At 64.1% G+C, this 20,127-nt stretch carries 17 protein-coding genes; 6 read left to right on the top strand and 11 right to left on the bottom strand.

All coding sequences use genetic code 11. The features are described 5' to 3' along the window. Positions 1–32: 32 nt before the first annotated feature. From ALIDE2_RS11135 to ALIDE2_RS11115, 5 genes are all read left to right on the top strand, one after another. Positions 33–1,046 carry a glycosyltransferase family 2 protein gene (locus ALIDE2_RS11135; protein ID WP_013722111.1) on the top strand — a complete coding sequence of 338 codons (1,014 nt, stop codon included), beginning with the start codon at positions 33–35 and terminating at the stop codon, positions 1,044–1,046. Next, the gene (locus ALIDE2_RS11130; RefSeq protein WP_013518822.1) at positions 1,043–2,008 is read left to right on the top strand and encodes a lysylphosphatidylglycerol synthase transmembrane domain-containing protein; all 966 of its coding nucleotides are present in this window, start codon (positions 1,043–1,045) and stop codon (positions 2,006–2,008) included. The genes ALIDE2_RS11135 and ALIDE2_RS11130 overlap by 4 nt, the downstream gene beginning before the upstream one ends. Positions 2,009–2,013: 5 nt before the next feature. After that, the gene (locus tag ALIDE2_RS11125) at positions 2,014–3,345 is read left to right on the top strand and encodes an NAD(P)/FAD-dependent oxidoreductase (protein WP_013722110.1); all 1,332 of its coding nucleotides are present in this window, start codon (positions 2,014–2,016) and stop codon (positions 3,343–3,345) included. 14 nt (positions 3,346–3,359) lie between these two features. Further along, positions 3,360–5,384, top strand: coding sequence for a hypothetical protein (locus ALIDE2_RS11120; protein ID WP_013518820.1), 2,025 nt, complete (start codon positions 3,360–3,362; stop codon positions 5,382–5,384). 102 nt (positions 5,385–5,486) lie between these two features. Continuing rightward, the gene (locus tag ALIDE2_RS11115) at positions 5,487–6,362 is read left to right on the top strand and encodes a hypothetical protein (protein WP_013518819.1); all 876 of its coding nucleotides are present in this window, start codon (positions 5,487–5,489) and stop codon (positions 6,360–6,362) included. Positions 6,363–6,369: 7 nt separating this feature from the next. Here the strand turns inward: ALIDE2_RS11115 and ALIDE2_RS11110 are convergent, their stop codons facing one another. The 8 genes from ALIDE2_RS11110 to ALIDE2_RS11075 form a co-directional block, all read right to left on the bottom strand. Continuing rightward, positions 6,370–7,017: a nucleotidyltransferase family protein gene (locus ALIDE2_RS11110; RefSeq protein WP_013518818.1), complete on the bottom strand. Its 648-nt coding sequence runs from the start codon at positions 7,015–7,017 to the stop codon at positions 6,370–6,372. Next, positions 7,017–8,057: an XdhC family protein gene (locus ALIDE2_RS11105; protein WP_013518817.1), complete on the bottom strand. Its 1,041-nt coding sequence runs from the start codon at positions 8,055–8,057 to the stop codon at positions 7,017–7,019. Before ALIDE2_RS11105 ends, ALIDE2_RS11110 begins: the two co-directional genes overlap by 1 nt. Positions 8,058–8,066: 9 nt before the next feature. Next, positions 8,067–8,618: an SRPBCC family protein gene (locus ALIDE2_RS11100; protein ID WP_013518816.1), complete on the bottom strand. Its 552-nt coding sequence runs from the start codon at positions 8,616–8,618 to the stop codon at positions 8,067–8,069. Between the two features lie 13 nt (positions 8,619–8,631). Further along, entirely contained in the window at positions 8,632–9,873 is a 1,242-nt protein-coding gene (locus ALIDE2_RS11095; protein WP_013518815.1) for a vWA domain-containing protein, read from the bottom strand. Positions 9,874–9,875: 2 nt separating this feature from the next. Next, positions 9,876–10,790, bottom strand: a complete 915-nt coding sequence (locus tag ALIDE2_RS11090) for an AAA family ATPase (RefSeq protein WP_013518814.1) — start codon at positions 10,788–10,790, stop codon at positions 9,876–9,878. A gap of 129 nt (positions 10,791–10,919) precedes the next feature. Beyond that, the gene (locus ALIDE2_RS11085) at positions 10,920–11,711 is read right to left on the bottom strand and encodes an FAD binding domain-containing protein (protein WP_013518813.1); all 792 of its coding nucleotides are present in this window, start codon (positions 11,709–11,711) and stop codon (positions 10,920–10,922) included. Between the two features lie 13 nt (positions 11,712–11,724). Continuing rightward, positions 11,725–14,097 carry a xanthine dehydrogenase family protein molybdopterin-binding subunit gene (locus ALIDE2_RS11080; RefSeq protein ID WP_013518812.1) on the bottom strand — a complete coding sequence of 791 codons (2,373 nt, stop codon included), beginning with the start codon at positions 14,095–14,097 and terminating at the stop codon, positions 11,725–11,727. A 33-nt stretch (positions 14,098–14,130) separates the two neighbouring features. Next, positions 14,131–14,598, bottom strand: coding sequence for a (2Fe-2S)-binding protein (locus ALIDE2_RS11075; RefSeq protein ID WP_013518811.1), 468 nt, complete (start codon positions 14,596–14,598; stop codon positions 14,131–14,133). Between the two features lie 167 nt (positions 14,599–14,765). On the opposite strand from ALIDE2_RS11075, the gene gorA reads away from it, so the two are divergent. Next, on the top strand, positions 14,766–16,115 hold the full coding sequence (gene gorA / locus ALIDE2_RS11070) for a glutathione-disulfide reductase (RefSeq protein WP_013722109.1): 1,350 nt from the start codon (positions 14,766–14,768) through the stop codon (positions 16,113–16,115). A gap of 10 nt (positions 16,116–16,125) precedes the next feature. Here the strand turns inward: gorA and ALIDE2_RS11065 are convergent, their stop codons facing one another. The 3 genes from ALIDE2_RS11065 to ALIDE2_RS11055 all read right to left on the bottom strand — a co-directional run bounded on the left by ALIDE2_RS11065 (position 16,126) and on the right by ALIDE2_RS11055 (position 20,098). Further along, positions 16,126–17,286 carry a CaiB/BaiF CoA transferase family protein gene (locus ALIDE2_RS11065; RefSeq protein ID WP_013518809.1) on the bottom strand — a complete coding sequence of 387 codons (1,161 nt, stop codon included), beginning with the start codon at positions 17,284–17,286 and terminating at the stop codon, positions 16,126–16,128. Positions 17,287–17,292: 6 nt separating this feature from the next. Further along, entirely contained in the window at positions 17,293–18,285 is a 993-nt protein-coding gene (locus tag ALIDE2_RS11060) for a Bug family tripartite tricarboxylate transporter substrate binding protein (RefSeq protein WP_013518808.1), read from the bottom strand. A gap of 106 nt (positions 18,286–18,391) precedes the next feature. Continuing rightward, entirely contained in the window at positions 18,392–20,098 is a 1,707-nt protein-coding gene (locus ALIDE2_RS11055; RefSeq protein WP_013518807.1) for an acyl-CoA dehydrogenase family protein, read from the bottom strand. Between the last annotated feature and the right edge of the window lie 29 nt (positions 20,099–20,127).

Genomic DNA, 20,127 nt, shown 5'->3' with positions numbered 1-20,127 from the left:
ATCAAGCATTAAATTCACCCCAAAGAATATCAATGACTGCCATACCAAAAGCCGAAAAGAAACAAGAATTAATTTCAATAATAGTCCCCTGCTACAATGAAGAAGAAGTAATCTCCGAAACACTAAAGCGACTTAAAATATTCTGCTCCGAGCTTACAGAACTGGATGTCGAGTTAATATTTGTCGATGATGGGAGCCGGGATAGAACTCGCGAACTTCTGAGAAATTACGCATCCGAAGACACCAGAATCAAGGTAATTTGTTTCGCGCGCAATTTTGGCCACCAAATCGCGGTTACCGCTGGAATCGATGCAGCGGTCGGCAATGCAGTTGTTCTGATCGATGCCGATTTACAAGACCCCCCTGAAGTCGTCCATGAGATGATTGCCAAGTGGAAGGAGGGGTATGACGTCGTATACGGGACTCGCACAGAAAGGCCAGGCGAATCAGCCTTCAAACTTGCCACAGCCCGTGGATTTTACAGATTGCTAAATAAGCTTTCGGACGTCCCCATACCACTGGACACTGGCGACTTCCGCCTGATGAGCCGTGCTGTCGTCGATACTTTGAGAGCCATGCCAGAGAGAGACCGCTTTGTCCGAGGAATGGTCAGCTGGGTAGGATTCAAGCAAGTAGCACTTCCCTATAAGCGCGCAGAGCGCTTTGCAGGCGAGAGCAAATATCCGTTAAGAAAAATGCTCCGCTTTGCCACCGACGGCATTCTTTCATTTTCAACCAAGCCCTTGCAACTATCGGTCGCCCTAGGAATGGCGTCTGCAGCGTTGTCACTGATTGGCATCGCCTATGCGTTATTCCTGAGGATATTCACCAACACATGGGTTGAAGGATGGACAGCCCTAATGATCGCGGTCCTGTTCATAGGCGGCGTTCAATTGGTCAGCATAGGAATACTTGGCGAATATGTTGGGCGAATTTACAGCGAAATCAAAAAAAGACCGCTATATGTCGTTCAGGAATATCTAGGATTCTCCAACGAAGGCCCGAAGATGTCGCGCAGCCCGGTAGTAAACATAACCAACACATGAATAGAATCTTTCGGATTATTATTGGCCCTGGATTGGCCATATTCTTCATATGGCTTGCACTCAAGGACATCAATACTCGAGAGCTGATCGAGTCGATTCACCAGACGGAAATCTCATACATAGTCATAGCCATATTCGTCTTTTTTGCCGGCTATTCATGCAGAATAGAACGATGGCGCTTGATGCTCATCAATGAAAACACAAAGCTCAATTGGAAAGAATGCGCCGGCCCATTGATGGCGAGTGTGGCTGCAAATAATGTTCTCCCTTTCCGAGCTGGCGACATTTTCCGAGCAATCAAATTCAACAAGCAGTTGCGCATAAGCGCTGCCACATCGATCACCACGCTCTTTGTTGAGCGTTTATTGGATCTGCTTATGGTAGTGTTGTTCCTTGGAATCGCGCTCGCCTACTTCGGGATGGACTCTTCAAGATTGATAGGCATTGGTGGAAGCGCGCTACTTTCCGGAGGAGCAATAATTTTATTTTTGCTGATTTTTCCATCTATTTTCAAACCATTTGCTCACTGGCTTAGCAAGGTCATATCGAAAGCCTTTCCAAAATTTGGCCAAAAGCTAGATGCAGAATTTACGAAGATATTCACTGCCCTGGAGCATACGTCCAAGGGCTCGACAATGATCAAGTTGATTTGCTGGTCTTTTGCTGCATGGCTTTCTGAAGGTCTTGTTTTCTGGTTCATTGCATTATCAATTCCTACAATTTCCTATGACCTCGCGGCCTGGCTTGCCTTGCCGGTCGGTACACTTGCGACAATAATACCAAGCACCCCGGGCTATGTTGGCACATTCGACTATTTCACAAGTCAAGCCATGATTGCTCTCGGCAACAGAGAAGAGAGTTCGATTGCATTTGCCTTCATAGTACATGCCGTGCTGTGGCTTCCTCCCACGGTTGTAGGAGGATTATACTTTCTGATCAACCCCATGAAGAAAACCAAATAACTCTTATGGCGAATAATTTTCAACAGACTGAAATAACGATCATTGGCGGAGGGTTCACTGGGCTGACAGCTGCCTACGAGTTAGTTAAAAGCGGTATAAAGGTCACAGTTCTTGAGTCGGAACCGGAGATTGGAGGGCTCGCAGCCGCATTTGATGTTGGTGGTGAAAAGCTCGACCGCTTCTACCATCATTGGTTTACCAATGATCTAGAAGTAATGACCTTGATAGAAGAACTCGGCCTCCAGAACAAGGTTGAAATCAATCCAACCAATACTGGCGTCTACTACGCCAACAATTTCTTCAAGCTATCAACGCCATGGGATCTTTTGAACTTCACACCTTTGGCGTTTCTTGATCGTATCCGTCTTGGCCTGCTCGCTTTACGTGCAAGACGTGTCAAAAACTGGAAGAATCTAGAAGCCAAGACGGCTCATGAGTGGCTTAAGAGTTTGGGCGGCGAAAATGTTTATCGCGTGGTTTGGCAACCTCTTCTGAAGGGGAAGTTTGGCCCATATGCGGAAGATGTTTCCGCCGTCTGGTTCTGGAATAAATTAAAGCTTCGTGGTGGAAGCCGAGGAAAAGGTGGCGAGGAGCGTTTAGCCTATTTCAAGGGTGGCTTCGTCGCGCTCGCAGAAGCCTTAGCCCAAAGAATTCGCGATCTGGGCGGAATCATTGCCGTAAACACCCCAGTTTCCTCGGTAACAAAAGAGGGGGGTGACTGGATTGTCAAAACAACCGATGGCACTATTTCTTCGAAACGCATCATTTTCACTACAGCTCTGCCAATCATATCAGAGATGATTAAAAGCTGGGCGCCTTCCGAGTACTTGGACTCCTTGAATCGCATCCAATATATCGGTAATGTATGTTTGGTTCTTGAGCTTGATAGACCTCTATCTGAAACTTACTGGCTCAATGTCAACGACCCCAGCTTTCCATTTGTGGGCGTAATCGAGCACACGAACTTCGAGCGACCGGAAACCTACGGAGGTCGCCACATAGTGTATTTGTCAAAATACCTACCCCATACTGATCGACTTTATTCGATGACGGCGGACGAGTTTCTTGATTACGCTATACCCTTTATTCAGAAGATGTTCCCCCGATTCGACAGAACATGGATCCAGAAGCATCATCTTTGGCGAGCACGCTGGTCACAACCAGTTGTCGAGAAGTACTACAGTACATTGATACCCGATGAAGACGGGCCTGCTGAAGGCCTCCACATATGCACTATGGCCCAGATCTACCCGGAGGACCGCGGAACAAACTACGCCATCAGGGAGGGGCGGCGTATAGGCAGAAAAATATCGAGATCTCCTAGTGTTGTGAATTAATAAATTAAGGCGATATGGAAAGAATATCAAACAATTATCAAGACGCTTCGGGCAAGCCATATATCAGAACCTTTGCGATAGTTCTTGCCATTTTTGGTGTGCTAATATTTTTAGCCCGTGCAAAGGCAAGCTTGAATATGTTTGAATTCGGCGATGAAACCGAGAAACTGGTCGCCGCCCAGATGATAAAAGCCGGAATGCGCCTATATCACGATATTTTTGCGCACCACGGGCCTGTCGCCTACATCATCTCTCACGCCTACGTCAATCTAGTAGACCCTACTAACTTCTCGCATATCCGATGGTTCATGGTAGGACTGGCCCTGCTTGCCAGTCTCTCCATATATACCTCGCCCATATTCAAAAATACGACAAGTCGACTGATTGCTACTGGCGCATTCCTGGTGCTCTTATCCTCGATATGGGCAGTACAGGGCATACACATGATGCTTTACCACCAAATCGGTGGATTCCTATTCATCATTCCAATAACACAAGTCTTTCTTCCGCTGCTTTACGGCCATAAGCCAACAGCATTCGGTTTCGCGTCCGCAGGCTTTTCATGCGCCATCATCTGCTTCACTGCATATGCCTTCGGCCCCTCTGTTATACTAATATCGACATCATCCATCATATTAATCATAACAAACCGCCATTACACCGAGATATTTAAACAAATCATCCCGGTTTTTTGGGGTGCACTTTTCGCGACTTCAATCGTCGCCATTTGGATCGCTTTGAATGCAGACTTCGAAGGATATTTCATCTATCATTTCTACTTCAATCAAGCGGTTTACTCCAAATTCATAGAGTTCAACTTGGGTGCAATAAAGAATTTATTCTTCATTGATTTTTCGCGCCCAGCGATAGTACACACCTTCATTCTATTTGGACTCATAGCATCACTGTTTTTTCTCGCAAAAACAGAGAAGCCCCAAATTTTCAAGAAAAATAATAAACTGACCGCATTCTCGGTTGTTTTATTTTTTCTATCCTTAATCATGTTGAATCCGAGGGGCAGCACTGGATTCCATGATGCGGGGCTTGATGTTGCCGGATTGGCCGTTTTTTCAGTGCTAGGCAGTTATTATATTGACGAAATAAATGGAAAACTTTCCACAAAAAAAATTGCACTCATCATTCTGGGCATTCTTTGCACAATTCTTCTCTTTGAACTGGCTAGCAGAAAAGCCATTTCTTCGCCATACGGAGTGAGGAAGTCTGATTTCAAATCATACTCAAACACGAGGAACGCCACCGCAGATTATGGCCTTATCACAGAACTCGTCGAAAACGATAAGGATCTACTGGCATTGATATTTAGACCATCAATCTACATCGACACCGGAAAATCACCCACATCAGGACACTACTACTATCTACCATGGCAGGCTGCATATAATAAAAATCCTGTGGATGGGTATAAAATTGATATATGCAAAGATCTTGAATTGCACCGTCCATCTGTAATATGGTTCGATAACTGGAAGGTCTGGGAAAGATACAGCATCCAAGACTACGAGCCTTGCGTCATGGAAATCATAAATTCCAGCTATCGTGCAATCACTAAGGGCAGCTATTTTTATATCAAATCAGATCGGCTCATGCAAGATCATGCAGCGCTGAATGTTGACGAAGGAAAAATATCAGCAACTCGGCCACTCGACGAATCGACCCCAATCGCACTAAAGATATTTTCACCAAAGAATGATGACAATGGCACCTTGAAGCGTATTGGAATTAAATTTGAAACTCATACCCGGGATAACCCTGGCGATGCTCAATTGGAGCTCTCAGCCAGCGATGGGAAAGTATTTCGTCAGAATTTCCCTTTATCCGAATTGAAAAACAATCACTACAAATATTTTGATGTACCCAATGATATTGGCGCTAATTTCGCGTCCGGCAAGATCCTTTCAGGCTCAGGAAGCGGGATTAGCACCTTGGAAATCCAGTCAACTGACGGAAATTCACTAACCTGTATCAACTATATTTATTCGGATAATAAAATCGCAGTTACTCCTGGCTGCCCGCAATGATGAGGGTCGGATCCCAAAATGAAATCCGGCATCTGCCCGCCAGTAAGGTACGCAGATGCACGGTAATCCCAAAAGCACCGTCAGTTCCAATCCGAAGCCTCCATGAATCCTGAAGACATCGTCGTCCTGCCTGAACTCAAAGCCTACATCGACCCCCTCACGCCCGACGAGCATGACGCGCTGGAGCGCAGCATCCTGGAGGAAGGCTGCCGCGACGCGCTGGTGCTGTGGGGCAACGTCCTCGTGGACGGCCACAACCGCTACGGCATCTGCAGGAAGCACGGCCTGCCGTTCAAGACCGTGCAGAACACGCGCTTTCAGAACATGGAGGACGTGCACCTGTGGATGATCGACCAGCACCTGGGCCGGCGCAGCGTGTCGGAGTTCCAGCGCGGCGTGCTGGCGCTGCGCAAGCGCGAGATCATTGCCGAGCGCCGCGCGGCCGCCGCTGCGGCCGTGGTGGCCGCCAAGGCCGAGGCCGGGCAATCGCCCGAGGCGCAGGCCCCCTGGGAGGGCGACACCGACCCCGTCGTGGCCAAGGCCCTGGCGAGCGTACCCAAGGTGCCCGAGGACGCGCTGGACACGCGCGAGGCACTGGCCCGCGCCGCGCGGCTGACGGCCGCCCAGGTGAAGATGATCGAGGCCATACACCAGAACGCCGCGCCCGAGGTGGTGGCCGCCGTGAAGTCGGGCGAGCTGTCCCTGAACGCCGCCGCCGTGGTCGCCACCCTGCCCGTGGACGAGCAGAAGAGCGTGGCCGCGGGCGGCGCGCAGGAGCTCAAGCAGGCCGCGCGCCGCGTGCGCGATGCCAAGAAGAAGCCCAAGGCCGAGGCCCCCGCCGCCACCGCGCAGGAGGGCGGCGGCCCCGCCGCATCGCCCGACGAACTGCGCCAGCGCGTGGCCGAGCTGGAGGCCGAGAACGAGCGCCTGCGCCAGCAGGTCAAGGCCCTGCAGGACCTGCTGGCCGAGCAGGGCTGACCTGCCACTACTCCAGCCACACGCCGAAATCCCGGCCCAGCCGCTGCACGTCGTCCGGCGTATCCACGTCGGTGGTGCAGCGCGCATGCGAGAGCGGCACGAGCAGCACTTGATCGCCATGGGCGCGCCGCCATTCGCGCACGCCCGCGCCGCCCTGCGCCCGCAGCACCTGGCCGCGCACCAGCGGGCCGAACACGATGGGGTGGCCTGGCTGGCCCGCGTGCTGGGGCACGGCCAGCTCCACGCCCGCGGCGCGCGCGCGCCACGCGGCCAGCATGGCCTGCACATCCTGAAGCTCCAGCAGCGGCTGGTCGGCCAGCATCACCAGCAGCGTCGTCAGGCCGTCGGGCAGCGCGGCCAGGCCGCAGCGCAGGGACGCGCCCGGGCCCTCGTCGGGCGCGGGGTTGGCGACCCAGCGCAGCGCCATGCCCCGCGGCGCAGAGCCCGCCTGCCGCAGCACCGGCTCCAGCCGCTCCGCGTGGTGACCCAGCACGACCACGGCCTCGTCCACGCCGGCCTCGGCCAGCAGGCGGATCTGGCGCAGCAGCAGCGGCTCGCCGCCGCGGCGCAGCAGGCCCTTAGGAACGTGGCCCATGCGCCGCCCCGCCCCCGCGGCCATGACCACCGCGCCGATGCGCTGTTGGCTCTCCCGCATCAGTCGGCCAGGCATGCCGAGCCCGGCCCCGCCAGGCCCTGGCTGTCCTTGACGTGCGCCACGTCCACGCCGGGCGGCAGCGCCACGCCGTTCTTCACCGCCAGCACCTCGGCCATGATGCTCACCGCGATCTCGGGCGGCGTCTTGCTGCCGATGTAGATGCCGACGGGCCCGCGCAGGCGCGCCAGGCTTTCCCCGGTCTGCCCCAGGTGCTCGATCATGCGCTGGCGGCGCGCCTGGTTGTTGCGCCGGCTGCCGATGGCACCGATGTAGAACGCGGGCGTCTCCAGCGCCTGCAGGAGCGCCAGGTCGTCGAGCTTGGGGTCGTGCGTGAGCGCCACGACGCACGAGCGCGCATCGGGGGCGAACGCGGCGACCGTGTCGTCGGGCATGGTGGCAAGCAGGCGCGCGCCGGGCACGGCGAAGCCGCTGCGGTATTCCTCGCGCGGGTCGCAGACGGTAACGGCGAAGCCGCAGAACAGCGCCATCGTGGCCAGGTACTCGCTCATCTGCCCGGCGCCGATGATGAGCATGCGGTACTCGGGACCGAAGGTGTTGACCAGTTGCTGCGCGTCCAGCACCAGCTCGGCCGGCGCCTGCGCGGGCGTCAGCGCGACGCCGCCGTCGGCCAGGCGGACGCTGCGCTGCACCAGCTGCCCGGCATCGAGCCGATCCACCAGCGCCGCAAGGCTCGCGGCGTCGGGGTCGAACTCGATCAGCAGCTCCAGCGTGCCGCCGCAGGGCAGGCCGAAGCGGTGCGCCTCGTCGGCCGTGACGCCGTACTTGGCGAACTGCGGCGGCCCGGCGTGCGGCAGCGCGTCGGCCACGCCCGGCTGGGTGTAACGGGCGATCATGTCGTCCTCGATGCAGCCGCCCGAGACCGAGCCCGTCACGGCGCCGTCGGCCCGCAGCGCCATGATGGAGCCCACCGGCCGGGGCGACGAGCCCCAGGTGCGCACCACCGTGACCAGGATGGCGCCGTGGCCCGCCTGCCGCCAGTCGCGCAGCGCGCGCAGCACGGTGACGTCGATGTTTTCCATGGCGGCCTCTCAATCCCCGTCGGCGGCGGGCTTGTCGCCGCCCTTGAGCCGGGACCACATCTTCTTGAGCGCGCCGGGCTTTTCCCCGGCCTCCGCGGCCTCTTCGGGCGGCGGGCCGTGGCGGCGCTGCATCTCCTCGTCGAAACGCTTGAAGAAACTCTCGGCCATGGACCTGGCCACGCCGTCTATCAGGCGCTGGCCCACCTGGGCGATCTTGCCGCCCACGGTGGCGTGCACCGTGTAGGCAAGCTCGCAGCCCTCGTCCTGGGGCGTGAGCGTGACCCGGGCGCTGCCCTTGCCGAAGCCGGCCACCCCGCCGTTGCCCTCGAAGTTGAGCGTGTAGCCGTGCGGGGCGTTCACGTCGGCCAGATGGATGGCGCCCTTGAACTTGGCGGCCACGGGGCCGACCTTGATCGCGTTGACGAGGGCGTAGGCGCCCTCGCCCGTGGCCTCGATGCTGTCGCAGCCGGGGATGCAGATCTTCAGCACCCCGGGGTCGTTCAATGCGTCCCAGGCCTGTTGCTGGCCGATGGCAAGCTGGCGTGCGCCTTGCATGTCCATGGTGCGGTCTCCTTCATCGTTCGAGCAGGGCGGCGATGGCGCCCGCCAGCTCCTGCAGTTTGCTCACGTTGTGGACGGCCAGCATGCCGTCGCAGGCGCGATGCAGCTGCGCCGCGCCGCGCGCGCTGGGCGCGTAGCCATCGAAGCGCAGCAGCGGGTTGAGCCACAGCATGCGGCGGCAGCGGCGCCCGAGCCATGCGAGCTCCTCGGCCAGCGCGCCGGGTTCGCCGGTGTCGAGCCCGTCGCTGACGATCAGCACCAGCGTGCGCCGGCCCACCAGGCGGCGCCCGTGCCGCTGGCGCAGTTGCGCCAGGCTGTCGCCCAGCCGCGTGCCGCCGGCGAAGTCGTGGATGGCGCGGCCCGCGTCCGCCAGCATGGCGTCGGTGTCGGCCTGCGCGAACGCGGGCGTGAGGTCGGTCAGAGCGGTGCCGAAGGCGAACACGTCGCGGCGCACGCGCAGGTTCGCGCCGTCCAGGCGCGTGCGCGCCGTGGCGGCGTGCAGGAAGGCGAGCAGGAGCCGCGCGTAGCGCTCCATGGAGCCCGACACGTCCACCAGCAGCAAGAGCGGCAGCGGCTGGCGCCTGCGCCGCAGGCGAGCGAGCGAGACCAGATCCCCGCCGCTGCGCGCCGCCCGGCGCAGCGTGCGCGCCCAGTGGACGCGCGCGCCGCGCGCGCCGCCGCGCGTGCGCCGCGATGCGACGCTGGGCAGCGGCAGCGGGATGTCCCGCACCAGGCGTTCGACCAGGCGGTATTCGCTGGCGCTGAGCAGGTTGAAGTCGGCATGCCGCAGCCGCTGGGCGGCGCTGGCGGTCATGGCGGCGTCCAGGTCCACCGCCTGGTCGGGGCCCGCGGCCTGCTGTGCCTGGGGTTTCGGGGGCGCCAGCGCTTCGCGCACGCGGGGGCGCTGGCGCGGCGGCTCGGCGTGGCCCTCGGCACGCGGCAGCATCTGCGCGAGCAGCTTGTGCGCGAGCTCGGGGTCGCGGAAGAAGGCGTCGAACAGCTCGGCGAACACCGCGCGGTCCTGCGCGCGGCTGAGCAGCACCGCCTCCAGCGCGGCGGCCATGTCCTCGCGGCGCGCCACGCCCACGGCCTCGATGGCCTGCTGGGCCAGGGCGATGCGCGCGCCGTCGACGGGCACGCCGGCGCGGCGCAGCGCCCGGCCGAAGGCCACCAGGTTGGCCGCGAGCTTGCCGCTGCGCGCATCGCCCAGCTGCGAGGCGCGCCGCGGCGTGGCGGGACTGGTGGATATTGTCATGCTCAGTCCTGCGCGGCCTGCAGCACATCGCGCGCCAGCGCCGCATCGAGCGCCGCCACGTCGTCGCGCTGCTTGAACAGGATGCCGGCGGTGTCCGCCACCACCTCGGGGTCGAGCACCAGGGTATCGAGCGCGACCAGCGCGCGCGCCCACTCCACCGTCTCGGCGATGCCCGGGGCGCGCTGGAAGCGGTCGGCGTAGGGGCTGCTGCGCAGCTGCTGCACGAACGCCGCCACCTGCGCGGCAAGCCGCTGCCCCGCCTGCGGCACGAGGGCGTGCACGATGGCCAGTTCGCGCTCGCGCCCGGGGTAGTCCAGCCAGTGGTACAGGCAGCGGCGCTTGACCGCGTCGTTGAGCTCGCGCGTGCGGTTGCTCGTCAGTATGGTCACCGGCGGCACGGCCGCGCGTATCGTGCCCAGCTCGGGAATGCTGACCTGGTATTCGCCCAGGTATTCGAGCAGGAAGGCCTCGAAGGGCTCGTCGGCGCGGTCCACCTCGTCGATCAGCAGCAGCGCGCCGGGCTCCAGCGCCTCCAGCGCCTGCAGCAGCGGGCGGCGCACCAGGTAGCGCGGCTGGTAGACCTCCTGCTCCAGCGCGCTGGCGCTGGCCGTGCCCTCGTTGGCCCGCAGGTGCAGCAGCTGCGCGGCGTAGTTCCATTCGTACAGCGCCTCGCGCTGCTCCATGCCGTCGAAGCACTGCAGGCGCAGCAGCTGGCGCCCCAAGGCCTGGGCCAGGGCCTTGGCCAGCTCGGTCTTGCCCACGCCGGGCTCGCCTTCGAGCAGCAGCGGGCGCTGGAGCTTGAGCGCCAGGAACACCGCCGTGGCCAGGCGCCGGTCGGCGAAGTAGCCCACGGCCTGCAGCGCCGCGGCCAGTTCGTCGATGGAGTTGCAGACGCAGGGGGGCGTGGATGCGTTCATGGACTCTTCTTTTGATAGCTGCCAGCGCTTTCTACACAAGCGTTACAGCCCGAAAATGCTCTGATAAGGCAGCAGGCCTCCACCCCTGCCCTCTCCCGGAGGGAGCGGGGGTGAAGGCCGGCACGGCCCTCAGGCCAGCGCCCGCGCCACGGCGCGCTGCGCCATCACGCCGACCAGATGGGCGCGGTAGGCGCTGCTCGCATGCAGGTCGCTGGACATGCCGGCCTCTTCGGTCGGAACGCCGGCGATCGCCTCGGGCGCGAAGCGCGCGTCGAGTGCCTTTTCCATCGCCTGGTGGCGGAACACGCCGTTACCCCCGCCCGTCACGGCCACGCGCACGCCCTGGGCCGTCTGCGCGACGAACACGCCGATCAGCGCGAACAGCGAGGCCGGCTGCGCGAACTTGACGTAGGCTGCCTTCGCCGCAATGGGAAAGCGCACGGCGGTGATGAGCTCGCCCTCCTCCAGCGCCGTGGCGAACAGGCCCTGGAAGAAGTCGTCGGCGGCGATCGCGCGCGCCGTGGTGTGCACGGTGGCGCCCAGCGCGAGCAGCGCGGCGGGGTAGTCGGCGGCGGGGTCGTTGTTGGCCACCGATCCGCCGATGGTGCCGCGCGCGCGCACCTGCTTGTCGCCGATGCCGCCGGCCAATGCGGCCAGCGCGGGAATGGCGGCGCGCGCCTCGGCGCTCTCGGCCACGTCGCAGTGGCGCGTCATGGCGCCGATGACCAGGGCGTCGCCATCGCGGCGTATGCCCTTCAGTTCGGGCACGGCGCCCAGGTCCACGATCTGCTCGGGCGCGGCCAGGCGCAGCTTCATCGATGCCAGAAGGGTCTGGCCGCCGGCCAGCGGCCTGGCGCCGGCCTGGGCGAGCCTCAGCGCGTCGGCCTCGGAGGTGGGGCGCTCATAGGTGAATGCGTACATGAGAGTGCTCCTTTCAGGCTGCGGCGCTTTGGATGGCCTGCCAGACGCGGTGCGGCGTGGCGGGCATGTCGATGTCGGTCACGCCCAGGGGCCTGAGCGCGTCGAGCACGGCGTTGATCACCGCCGGGGGCGAGCCTATGGCCCCGGCCTCGCCGCAGCCCTTGCTGCCTATGGGGTTGTGCGTGCAGGGCGTGCACACGTGGCCGAGCTTGAACTCGGGGAAGTCGGCCGCGCGCGGCATGGTGTAGTCCATGTAGCTGCCGGTGAGTAGCTGGCCCGAATCGGGGTCGTACACGCCATGCTCCATCAGCGCCTGGCCCATGCCCTGCACCACGCCGCCGTGCACCTGGCCCTCGACGATCATGGGGTTGACGATGACGCCGAAGTCGTCCACCGCGGTGAAGCGGTCCACGCGCACCACGCCCGTCTGCGGGTCCACCTCGACCTCGCAGATGTAGGTGCCCGCGGGGTAGGTGAAGTTGGTCGGGTCGTAGAAGGCGGTCTCGTTCAGGCCCGGCTCCAGCTTGTCGAGCGGGTAGTTGTGCGGCACGTAGGCGGTGAGCGCCACCTGGGCGAAGGGGACCTTCTTGTCCGTGCCCTTGACGGTGAACTCGCCACCCGCGAACTCGATGTCGGCGTCGCTCGCCTCCATCAGGTGGGCCGCGATCTTCTTGGCCTTGGCCTCGATCTTGTCCAGCGCCTTCATGATGGCCGTGCCGCCCACCGACAGCGACCGGCTGCCGTAGGTGCCCATGCCGAAGGGCACGCGGCCGGTGTCGCCGTGCACGATGTCCACCTGGCCCGGGTCCAGCCCCAGGCGCGCCGCCACCAGTTGTGCAAAGGTCGTTTCGTGCCCCTGGCCGTGGCTGTGCGAGCCGGTGAACACCGTCACGCTGCCCGTGGGGTGCACGCGCACCTCGCCGGCCTCGAACAGGCCGGCGCGCGCGCCCAGGGCGCCGGCGATGTTGCTGGGCGCCAGGCCGCAGGCCTCGATGTAGCAGCTGTAGCCCATGCCGCGCCGTAGGCCCCTGGCCTCGCTGGCCTTGCGCCGGGCCTCGAAGCCGGCCACGTCGGCGAGCTTCTGCGACTCGTTCATGCAGGCGTGGAAGTCCCCCGTGTCGTACTGGAGCGCCACCGGCGTCTGGTAGGGGAAGCTGGCGATGAAGTTGCGCTTGCGGATCTCGTCCTGCGGCAGCCCCAGCTCCCAGGCACAGCGCGTGACCAGGCGCTCGACCAGGTAGGCGGCCTCGGGGCGGCCCGCGCCGCGGTAGGCGTCCACGGGCGCGGTGCTGGTGAACCAGCCGTCGACCTCGACGTAGATCTGCGGCGTGGCGTACTGGCCCGCCAGCAGCGTGCCGTACAGGATGGTGGGAATGGCCGAGGCGAAGGTGGACAGGTACGCGCCCAGGTTGGCGTGGGTGTGCACGCGCATGGCCAGGAACTTGCCGTCCTTGTCCATGGCCATCTCTGCGTGGCTGATGTGGTCGCGCCCGTGCGCGTCGCTCACGAAGGACTCGCTGCGCTCGGCCGTCCACTTGATGGGGCAATTAAGCTGCCTGGCGGCCCAGGTCAGCGCCACGTCCTCGGCGTACAGGAAGATCTTGGAGCCGAAGCCGCCGCCCACGTCGGGCGCGATCACGCGCACCTTGTGCTCGGGCAGGCCGAGCACGAAGGCGGTCATGAGCAGGCGCTCCACGTGCGGGTTCTGGTTGGCCACGTAGAGCTGGTATTCGTCGGTGGCGCGGTTGTAGCTGGCGTTGGCCGCGCGCGGCTCCATGGCGTTGGGGATGAGGCGATTGTTCGTCAGGTCGATCGCGGTGACGTGGGCCGCGCCGGCAAAGGCGGCATCCACGGCCGCCTTGTCGCCCAGCGTCCACTTGTAGCAGTGGTTGTCGGGCGCCTCGGCGTGCAGCGCGGGGCCCTGGCTGGCCGTGCGCATGTCGATCACGGGCGCGAGCTCCTCGTAGTCGACGGCAACAGCCTCGGCCGCGTTCTTCGCCTGCTCCAGCGTGTCGGCCACGACCATGGCGACATGGTCGCCCACGTAGCGCACCTTGGTGCTGGCCAGCACCGGGTGGGGCGGCTCCTTCATCGGGCTGCCGTCGGGGTTGGAGATCAGCCAGCCGCAGGGCAGGCCGTTCACCTTGCCCTCGATGTCCTTGCCGGTGAAGACGGCGGCCACGCCAGGCATGGCGGCCGCCGCGGCCGTGTCCACGCTCTTGATGTTCGCGTGCGCGTAGGGCGAGCGCACGAAGACGGCGTATTTCTGGCCCGGCTGCACGATGTCGTCGGTGTAGTTGCCCGCGCCGGTCAGGAAGCGCAGGTCCTCCTTGCGCTTCACGGATTCGCCGATGTGCGGCAGCTTGGCAAATTCAGTGGCACCCATGGTATGTCTCCTTGTGCGTGTTGCCCGGGGCCGTTAGGCGGCCAGGGCCTTCTGGGCGGTCTGCACCGCGTGCACGATGTTCTGGTAGCCGGTGCAGCGGCAGATGTTGCCCTCCAGCTGCTCGCGGATCTCGGCCTCGCTGGCCCGGGGGTTGTGCGCCAGCAGGTCCACGGCGCTCATGACCATGCCCGGCGTGCAGAAGCCGCACTGCAGGCCGTGGCATTCCTTGAAGGCCGCCTGCATGGGGTGCAGCGTGCCGTCGGCCGCGGCCAGGCCCTCGATGGTGGTGATGTCCGCCCCCTGCATCTGCACCGCCAGTGCGTTGCAGGCCTTGATGGAGCGGCCGTCGGCGATCACCGTGCAGGCGCCGCACTGCGCGGTGTCGCAGCCCTGGTGCGTGCCGGTCAGGCGCAGGTGCTCGCGCAGAAACTGCACCAGCAGGGTGTTGGGCGGCACGTCGGCCGTGATGGCGCGGCCATTGACCTTGAGTTGGATTTGCATCGCGGGCGTCTCCTGTTGTAGTGGGGGAAAAGGTGGGTGGGGCAGCCAAGCTTCCCATTCTTGAAACCTGCGGGCGCAGCGCACCTGGGTAAAACCCTTGTGCCCGAGTACAAATAGACTCCGGGCAAGGCGCCCGCGCAGCAGGCGCGAAAGGTCGGAAAAGCTCCATGAAACACTACGACTACATCGTCATCGGCGGCGGCAGCGGCGGCATCGCCTCGGCCAACCGTGCGGCCATGCACGGCAGGCGCTGCGCCCTGATCGAGGCCGGCGAACTCGGCGGCACCTGCGTCAACGTGGGCTGCGTCCCCAAGAAAGTCATGTGGCATGCCGCGCAGATCGCGGACGCGATCCGGCAATACGGCCCGGACTACGGGTTCGACGCCACCATCAACCGCTTCGACTGGGACACCCTGGTGCGCAACCGCGGCGCCTACATCGGGCGCATCCACGCCTCGTACGCGGTGGGGCTGGAGAAGAACAAGGTGGACGTGATCCGGGGCTTCGCCCGGTTCGTCGATGCGCGCACCATCGAGGTCGGCGGCGAGCGGCTGACGGCCGGCCACATCCTCATCGCCACGGGCGGCCACCCCGTCCGCCCAGACATCCCCGGCGCGGAGCACGGGCTGGATTCGGACGGCTTCTTCGCCCTGCCCGCCCTGCCCCGGCGCACGGCCGTCGTGGGCGCGGGCTACATCGCCGTGGAGCTGGCCGGCGTGCTGAACGCGCTGGGCTCGCAGACGCACCTGTTCGTGCGCAAGCATGCGCCGCTGCGCAACTTCGATCCGCTGCTGAGCGACACGCTGGTGGAAGCGATGCGGGCCGAAGGCCCCCAGCTGCACACCCACGCCAGCCCGACGGCCTTGCGCAAGAACGCCGACGGCAGCCTGACGCTCGAACTGGGCAACGGCGAACGCCACACGACGGACTGCGTCATCTGGGCCATAGGCCGCGCGCCGCACACGGCCGGCCTGCGGCCGGAGGCCGCCGGCGTCATGCTCGACGAGCGCGGCTACGTGCGCGTGGACAAGTACCAGGACACCAACGTGCCCGGCATCCATGCCGTGGGCGACGTCACCGGGCAAGTCGAGCTGACGCCGGTGGCCGTGGCCGCGGGGCGGCGTCTGGCGGAGCGCCTGTTCAACGGCAGGCCCGACGCGCACCTGGACTACGGCAACATCCCCTCCGTGGTGTTCAGCCACCCGCCCATAGGCACGGTCGGCCTCACCGAGCCCGAGGCCCGGGAGCAGTACGGCGACGACGCCGTGCGGGTGTACCAGTCCGCCTTCACCGCCATGTACTCGGCGGTGACGCGGCACCGCCAGAGCGCCCGCATGAAGCTCGTGTGCGTGGGGCCGGACGAGCGGATCGTCGGCATCCACGGCATAGGCCACGGCATGGACGAGATCCTCCAGGGCTTCGCCGTCGCGCTGAAGATGGGCGCGACCAAGCGCGACTTCGACGACACGGTGGCGATCCACCCCACTGCGGCGGAGGAGTTCGTGACGATGCGCTGAGAGCGCCTTCTCAGTCGTGCAGGAAGTCCTGGCCCTCGCTCAGAGGCGCAAGGCGGTAGCTGGCCGGCGTGCGGCTCAGCTTGACCGGCGCGCCCAGGCCCTGGTAGCCCCCGTCCATGGCCACCACCATCTCGCGGTGCGCCGTGTGCGGGTGCCGCAGGGCCTGCGCCACGTCGAGCACCGGCGCCGCCGGCACGCCTATGGCCATCAGCGCGTCGGCCAGCTCCTGGCCGTCGCGGTCGGCGAACGCCTGCGTGAGCAGCGGCTTGAGCTCATGGCGGTTGACCGACCGCTGCCCCGCCGTGGCAAAGCGCTCGTCCTGCGCCAGCGCGCCCTGGCCGATGTAGTCGCACAGCAGCGCGAACTGGCGGTCGTTGCCCACGGCCAGGAAGATGGGCGCGCCGCCCGTGTGGACCACGTCGTACGGATAGATGTTGGGGTGGGCGTTGCCGGTGCGCCCGGGCACCTTGCCGCTCATGAACCAGTTGGCCGCGTGCGGGTGCAAGAGCGACAGACCCGAGTCGTACAGCGCCGCATCGACCAGCTGGCCCTGGCCGCTGCGGGCGCGCTCGTGCAGCGCCAGCAGCACGCCGATGGCGGCGTTCATGCCGGTGACCATGTCCACCACCGGCAGGCCCACGCGCAGCGGGTCGCCTTGGGCGTCGCCGTTGATGCTCATGAGCCCGGCCATGGCCTGGATGGCGGCGTCGTAGCCCGGCAGCGCGCCCAGCGGGCCGTCGGTGCCGAAGCCTGTCACGCGGCACCAGACCAGGTGCGGAAACTCGTGGCGCACCTGCTCGTAGCCTATGCCCCACTTCTCCATGGTGCCGGCCTTGAAGTTCTCCACTACCACGTCGGCCCGGGCCATGAGCTCGCGCACGCGCTGCTGGCCATCCGGGGCGGACAGGTCCAGGAACTGGATGCGCTTGTTGCGGTTCAGGCCGAAGTAGTACGACGCCACGCCATCCTTGTTGAACGGCGGTCCCCAGGCGCGCGTGTCGTCGCCCTGCGGCGGCTCCACCTTGAGCACGTCGGCGCCGTGGTCGCCCAGGATCTGGCCGCACAGCGGCCCGCCCAGGATGCGCGACAGGTCCAGCACCTTGATGCCCGCGAGCGCGCCCGCCTTGCTCGCTGCCTGCCGCGGGTCTTGTCCCTGTGTCATGAAGTTCATTCCAGCTCAGTCCAGTTGAACGCCTGATTGCTGCACCACCTTGGCCCATTTGTCGACCTCGGCCTTGATGAAGCGCCCCAGGTAGGCGGGCGAATGGTCGGGCGAGGCCTCTAGCCCCTGGGCCGCGAAGGTCTGCCTGACCTTGTCCGTGGCCAGCGCGCGCGTGAACGCCTGGTTGAGCAGCTTGACGCGGTCGGCCGGCGTGCCCTTGGGGGCGACCACGCCAAAGAATACGCTCACGTCGTAGCCCTTCAACTCCTTGCCCCCCTGCTCGGCGATGGTGGGAATGTCGGGCATGGCGCTGGAGCGCTTGGCCGTCGCCACGCCCAGGGCCTTGACCTTGTCGCTCTTGATGTAGGGCATGGCGGTCAGGATGTCGGTGAAGGTCATGTCCACCTGGCCCGCCAGCAGGTCGTTGAGCGCCGGGCCCGTGCCCTTGTAGGGCACGTGCACCAGCTGCGTGCCCGCCATGCCGTTGAACAGCACGCCCGCCAGGTGCGACGAGGCGCCGTTGCCCGAGGAGGCGTAATTGAGCGTGCCGGGCTTGGCCTTCTCCTTGGCGATCAGCTCCTGCACGCTGTTCACGCCCAGGCCAGGGCGCACCACCAGGACGTTGGGCAGGTAGCCCACGTAGATGACGGGCTCGAAGCTGATGCGCGGGTCGTACTTGAGCCCCTTGTACAGGCTGTGGTTGATGGCCAGCGGCCCCGAGGTGCCGAACATGATGGTGTAGCCGTCAGGGTTGGCGCGCGCCACGAAGTCGGCCCCGATGTTGCCGCCCGCGCCGGCACGGTTTTCCACCACCACGGCCTGGCCCAGCTCGCGGGTCAGCTCGGTGGCCAGGATGCGCGCCATGGCGTCCGTGGGCCCGCCGGGCGGGAACGGCACCACGAACATGATCGGGCGGTCGGGGAATTTGTCCTGCGCCTGGACGGGCAGGGCCGCCAGCATGGCGGCACCGGCAATCAGGCCGAGCAGGCTGCGCTTGGTCATGGTCATGGTATGTCTCCTGTTGTTGATTTGATAGCTTGCAGCGCTTTATCCATGGGCGCTGCGGATTGTTTTCCCTTACCCCTCCCCCGGCGAGGAAGGGGGCCGGGACTGGTTACTGCCGCCAGTCGGCCGGCACGGCCGCCTCGGCCAGCGGGTCGCGCGGCAGCACGCGGTGCGCCAGCACCAGCTGCGACAGGCGCAGGCGTTCGCTGCTCCCGGTCTTGCCCGCCTCCCAGGCCATGGCGATGGCCGTAGTGCAGTGATACAGGCCGCTGGCCGCCTGGCGTGCCAGCTTCTCGCCGCCCTCGGCCGCCGCGCGCTCGGCCAGCTTGGCGGCGCGCGCCAGCGCATCCCCCAGCGCCTGGCGGTAGGCCGGGGTGATGGCGGCCGTATCGGCCAGCAGGCCGTGCAGGTAGTCGTTGAGCACCGGGAGCGATCCCTCGCGCTTGATGGCGCGCACCACGTCCAGCGCCACGATGTTGCTCGTGCCCTCCCAGATCGAGCCCAGGTGGGCGTCGCGCACCAGGCGCGGGTCGGCCCACTCCTCGATGTAGCCGCAGCCGCCGCGCACCTCCATGGCGTCGCCCGCCACCTTGCGCGCGTCGCGGCAGGCGCGGAACTTGATCATGGGCGTGAGGATGCGCAGCAGCGCGTAGGCCGACTTGTCCCCCGCGTCCGAGCGCGCCAGCGTGGCGGCAGTCTGGAACACCATGGTGCGCGCCTGCTCGGCGGGCACGCGCAGCTTGTCCAGTTGCACGCGCATCAGCGGCAGGTCCTGCAGGCGGCGGCCGAAGGCCCAGCGCTCGCGGGCGATGAACTCGGCCTCGGCCACGGCGCGGCGCATCATGCCGGCCGAGCGCATGCCGTTGGACAGGCGCGAGTTGTTCACCATGTCGGCGATCTGCACGAAACCCCTGCCCTGCTCTCCCACCAGGTAGGCCACGGCGCCCTCCATGCGGATCTCGCCGCTGGCCATGGAGCGCGTGCCCATCTTGTCCTTCAGGCGCACGATGTGGTAGTGGTTGGTGCTGCCGTCGTCCTTGATGCGCGGCAGCAGGAACAGCGAGATGCCCTTCATGCCGGGCGGCCCGCCGTCGACGCGCGCCAGCACCATCGAGAAGCCCGCGTCGGGGTTAGAGCAGAACCACTTCTCGCCATAAAGGCGCCAACTGCCGTCCTCCTGCGGGTAGGCCATGGTCAGCGTGTTGGCGATGTCCGAGCCCGCGGCCTGCTCGGTCATGAACATCGAGCCCTGGACGCTGGAGTCGAAATCCATGGCCAGCAGCCTGGGCAGGTACTTGTTCACCAGCTCGGGCGCCCCGTATTTCTTGAGCGTGCGCGTGAGCGAGTCCGTCATCGACAGCGGGCAGCACAGGCCGAACTCCGACTGCACGAACAGATAGGTCAGCGCGTACTTGACGATGGGCGGCATCTTGCCCTTCCAGCCCAGCATGTCCTCGCGGTGCGAGATCGCGGCCAGGCCGAACTGCTGGAAGGCGACCTTCTCCATCTCCACGTAGGCCGGGTGCTTGACGATGCGCTGCTGCTCCTTGCCGGCGCGCGAGCGCATCTCCAGCGTCGGCGGGTTGCGATCGGCCTCCTGCGCCCAATCGTCCACCGCGCCGCCGGCCAGTTCGCCCATGCGCTCGAAATAGGGCTGCAGATGGGCATGCAGATCGGCCGGCAGGTACAGCGCCAGCAGCGACTGCAGCTCGCCGTCGCCGGTGTAATAGTTCACATGGCCGCGGTCGGGCACGGGGTGGGCTGCGGCGCTGGCCTGGGCCAGAGCGGTCATCTGGGTCTGGTCGTTGGCGGACATGGCGGATCTCCTGTGTGTGGTGCTGGGCG

The organism is Alicycliphilus denitrificans K601, from assembly GCF_000204645.1.
GTDB classification, from domain to species: Bacteria; Pseudomonadota; Gammaproteobacteria; order Burkholderiales; family Burkholderiaceae_C; genus Alicycliphilus; species Alicycliphilus denitrificans.
This window is presented reverse-complemented; position numbering and strand designations above follow the sequence as displayed.

Excerpts from the sequence above, each read along its gene's own strand:
- ALIDE2_RS11135 (WP_013722111.1), top strand. The coding sequence starts at position 33 with ATGACTGCCATACCAAAAGCCGAAAAGAAACAAGAATTAATTTCAATA.
- ALIDE2_RS11130 (WP_013518822.1), top strand. The coding sequence starts at position 1,043 with ATGAATAGAATCTTTCGGATTATTATTGGCCCTGGATTGGCCATATTC.
- ALIDE2_RS11125 (WP_013722110.1), top strand. The coding sequence starts at position 2,014 with ATGGCGAATAATTTTCAACAGACTGAAATAACGATCATTGGCGGAGGG.
- ALIDE2_RS11120 (WP_013518820.1), top strand. The coding sequence starts at position 3,360 with ATGGAAAGAATATCAAACAATTATCAAGACGCTTCGGGCAAGCCATAT.
- ALIDE2_RS11115 (WP_013518819.1), top strand. The coding sequence starts at position 5,487 with ATGAATCCTGAAGACATCGTCGTCCTGCCTGAACTCAAAGCCTACATC.
- ALIDE2_RS11110 (WP_013518818.1), bottom strand. The coding sequence starts at position 7,017 with ATGCGGGAGAGCCAACAGCGCATCGGCGCGGTGGTCATGGCCGCGGGG.
- ALIDE2_RS11105 (WP_013518817.1), bottom strand. The coding sequence starts at position 8,057 with ATGGAAAACATCGACGTCACCGTGCTGCGCGCGCTGCGCGACTGGCGG.
- ALIDE2_RS11100 (WP_013518816.1), bottom strand. The coding sequence starts at position 8,618 with ATGGACATGCAAGGCGCACGCCAGCTTGCCATCGGCCAGCAACAGGCC.
- ALIDE2_RS11095 (WP_013518815.1), bottom strand. The coding sequence starts at position 9,873 with ATGACAATATCCACCAGTCCCGCCACGCCGCGGCGCGCCTCGCAGCTG.
- ALIDE2_RS11090 (WP_013518814.1), bottom strand. The coding sequence starts at position 10,790 with ATGAACGCATCCACGCCCCCCTGCGTCTGCAACTCCATCGACGAACTG.
- ALIDE2_RS11085 (WP_013518813.1), bottom strand. The coding sequence starts at position 11,711 with ATGTACGCATTCACCTATGAGCGCCCCACCTCCGAGGCCGACGCGCTG.
- ALIDE2_RS11080 (WP_013518812.1), bottom strand. The coding sequence starts at position 14,097 with ATGGGTGCCACTGAATTTGCCAAGCTGCCGCACATCGGCGAATCCGTG.
- ALIDE2_RS11075 (WP_013518811.1), bottom strand. The coding sequence starts at position 14,598 with ATGCAAATCCAACTCAAGGTCAATGGCCGCGCCATCACGGCCGACGTG.
- gorA (WP_013722109.1), top strand. The coding sequence starts at position 14,766 with ATGAAACACTACGACTACATCGTCATCGGCGGCGGCAGCGGCGGCATC.
- ALIDE2_RS11065 (WP_013518809.1), bottom strand. The coding sequence starts at position 17,286 with ATGAACTTCATGACACAGGGACAAGACCCGCGGCAGGCAGCGAGCAAG.
- ALIDE2_RS11060 (WP_013518808.1), bottom strand. The coding sequence starts at position 18,285 with ATGACCATGACCAAGCGCAGCCTGCTCGGCCTGATTGCCGGTGCCGCC.
- ALIDE2_RS11055 (WP_013518807.1), bottom strand. The coding sequence starts at position 20,098 with ATGTCCGCCAACGACCAGACCCAGATGACCGCTCTGGCCCAGGCCAGC.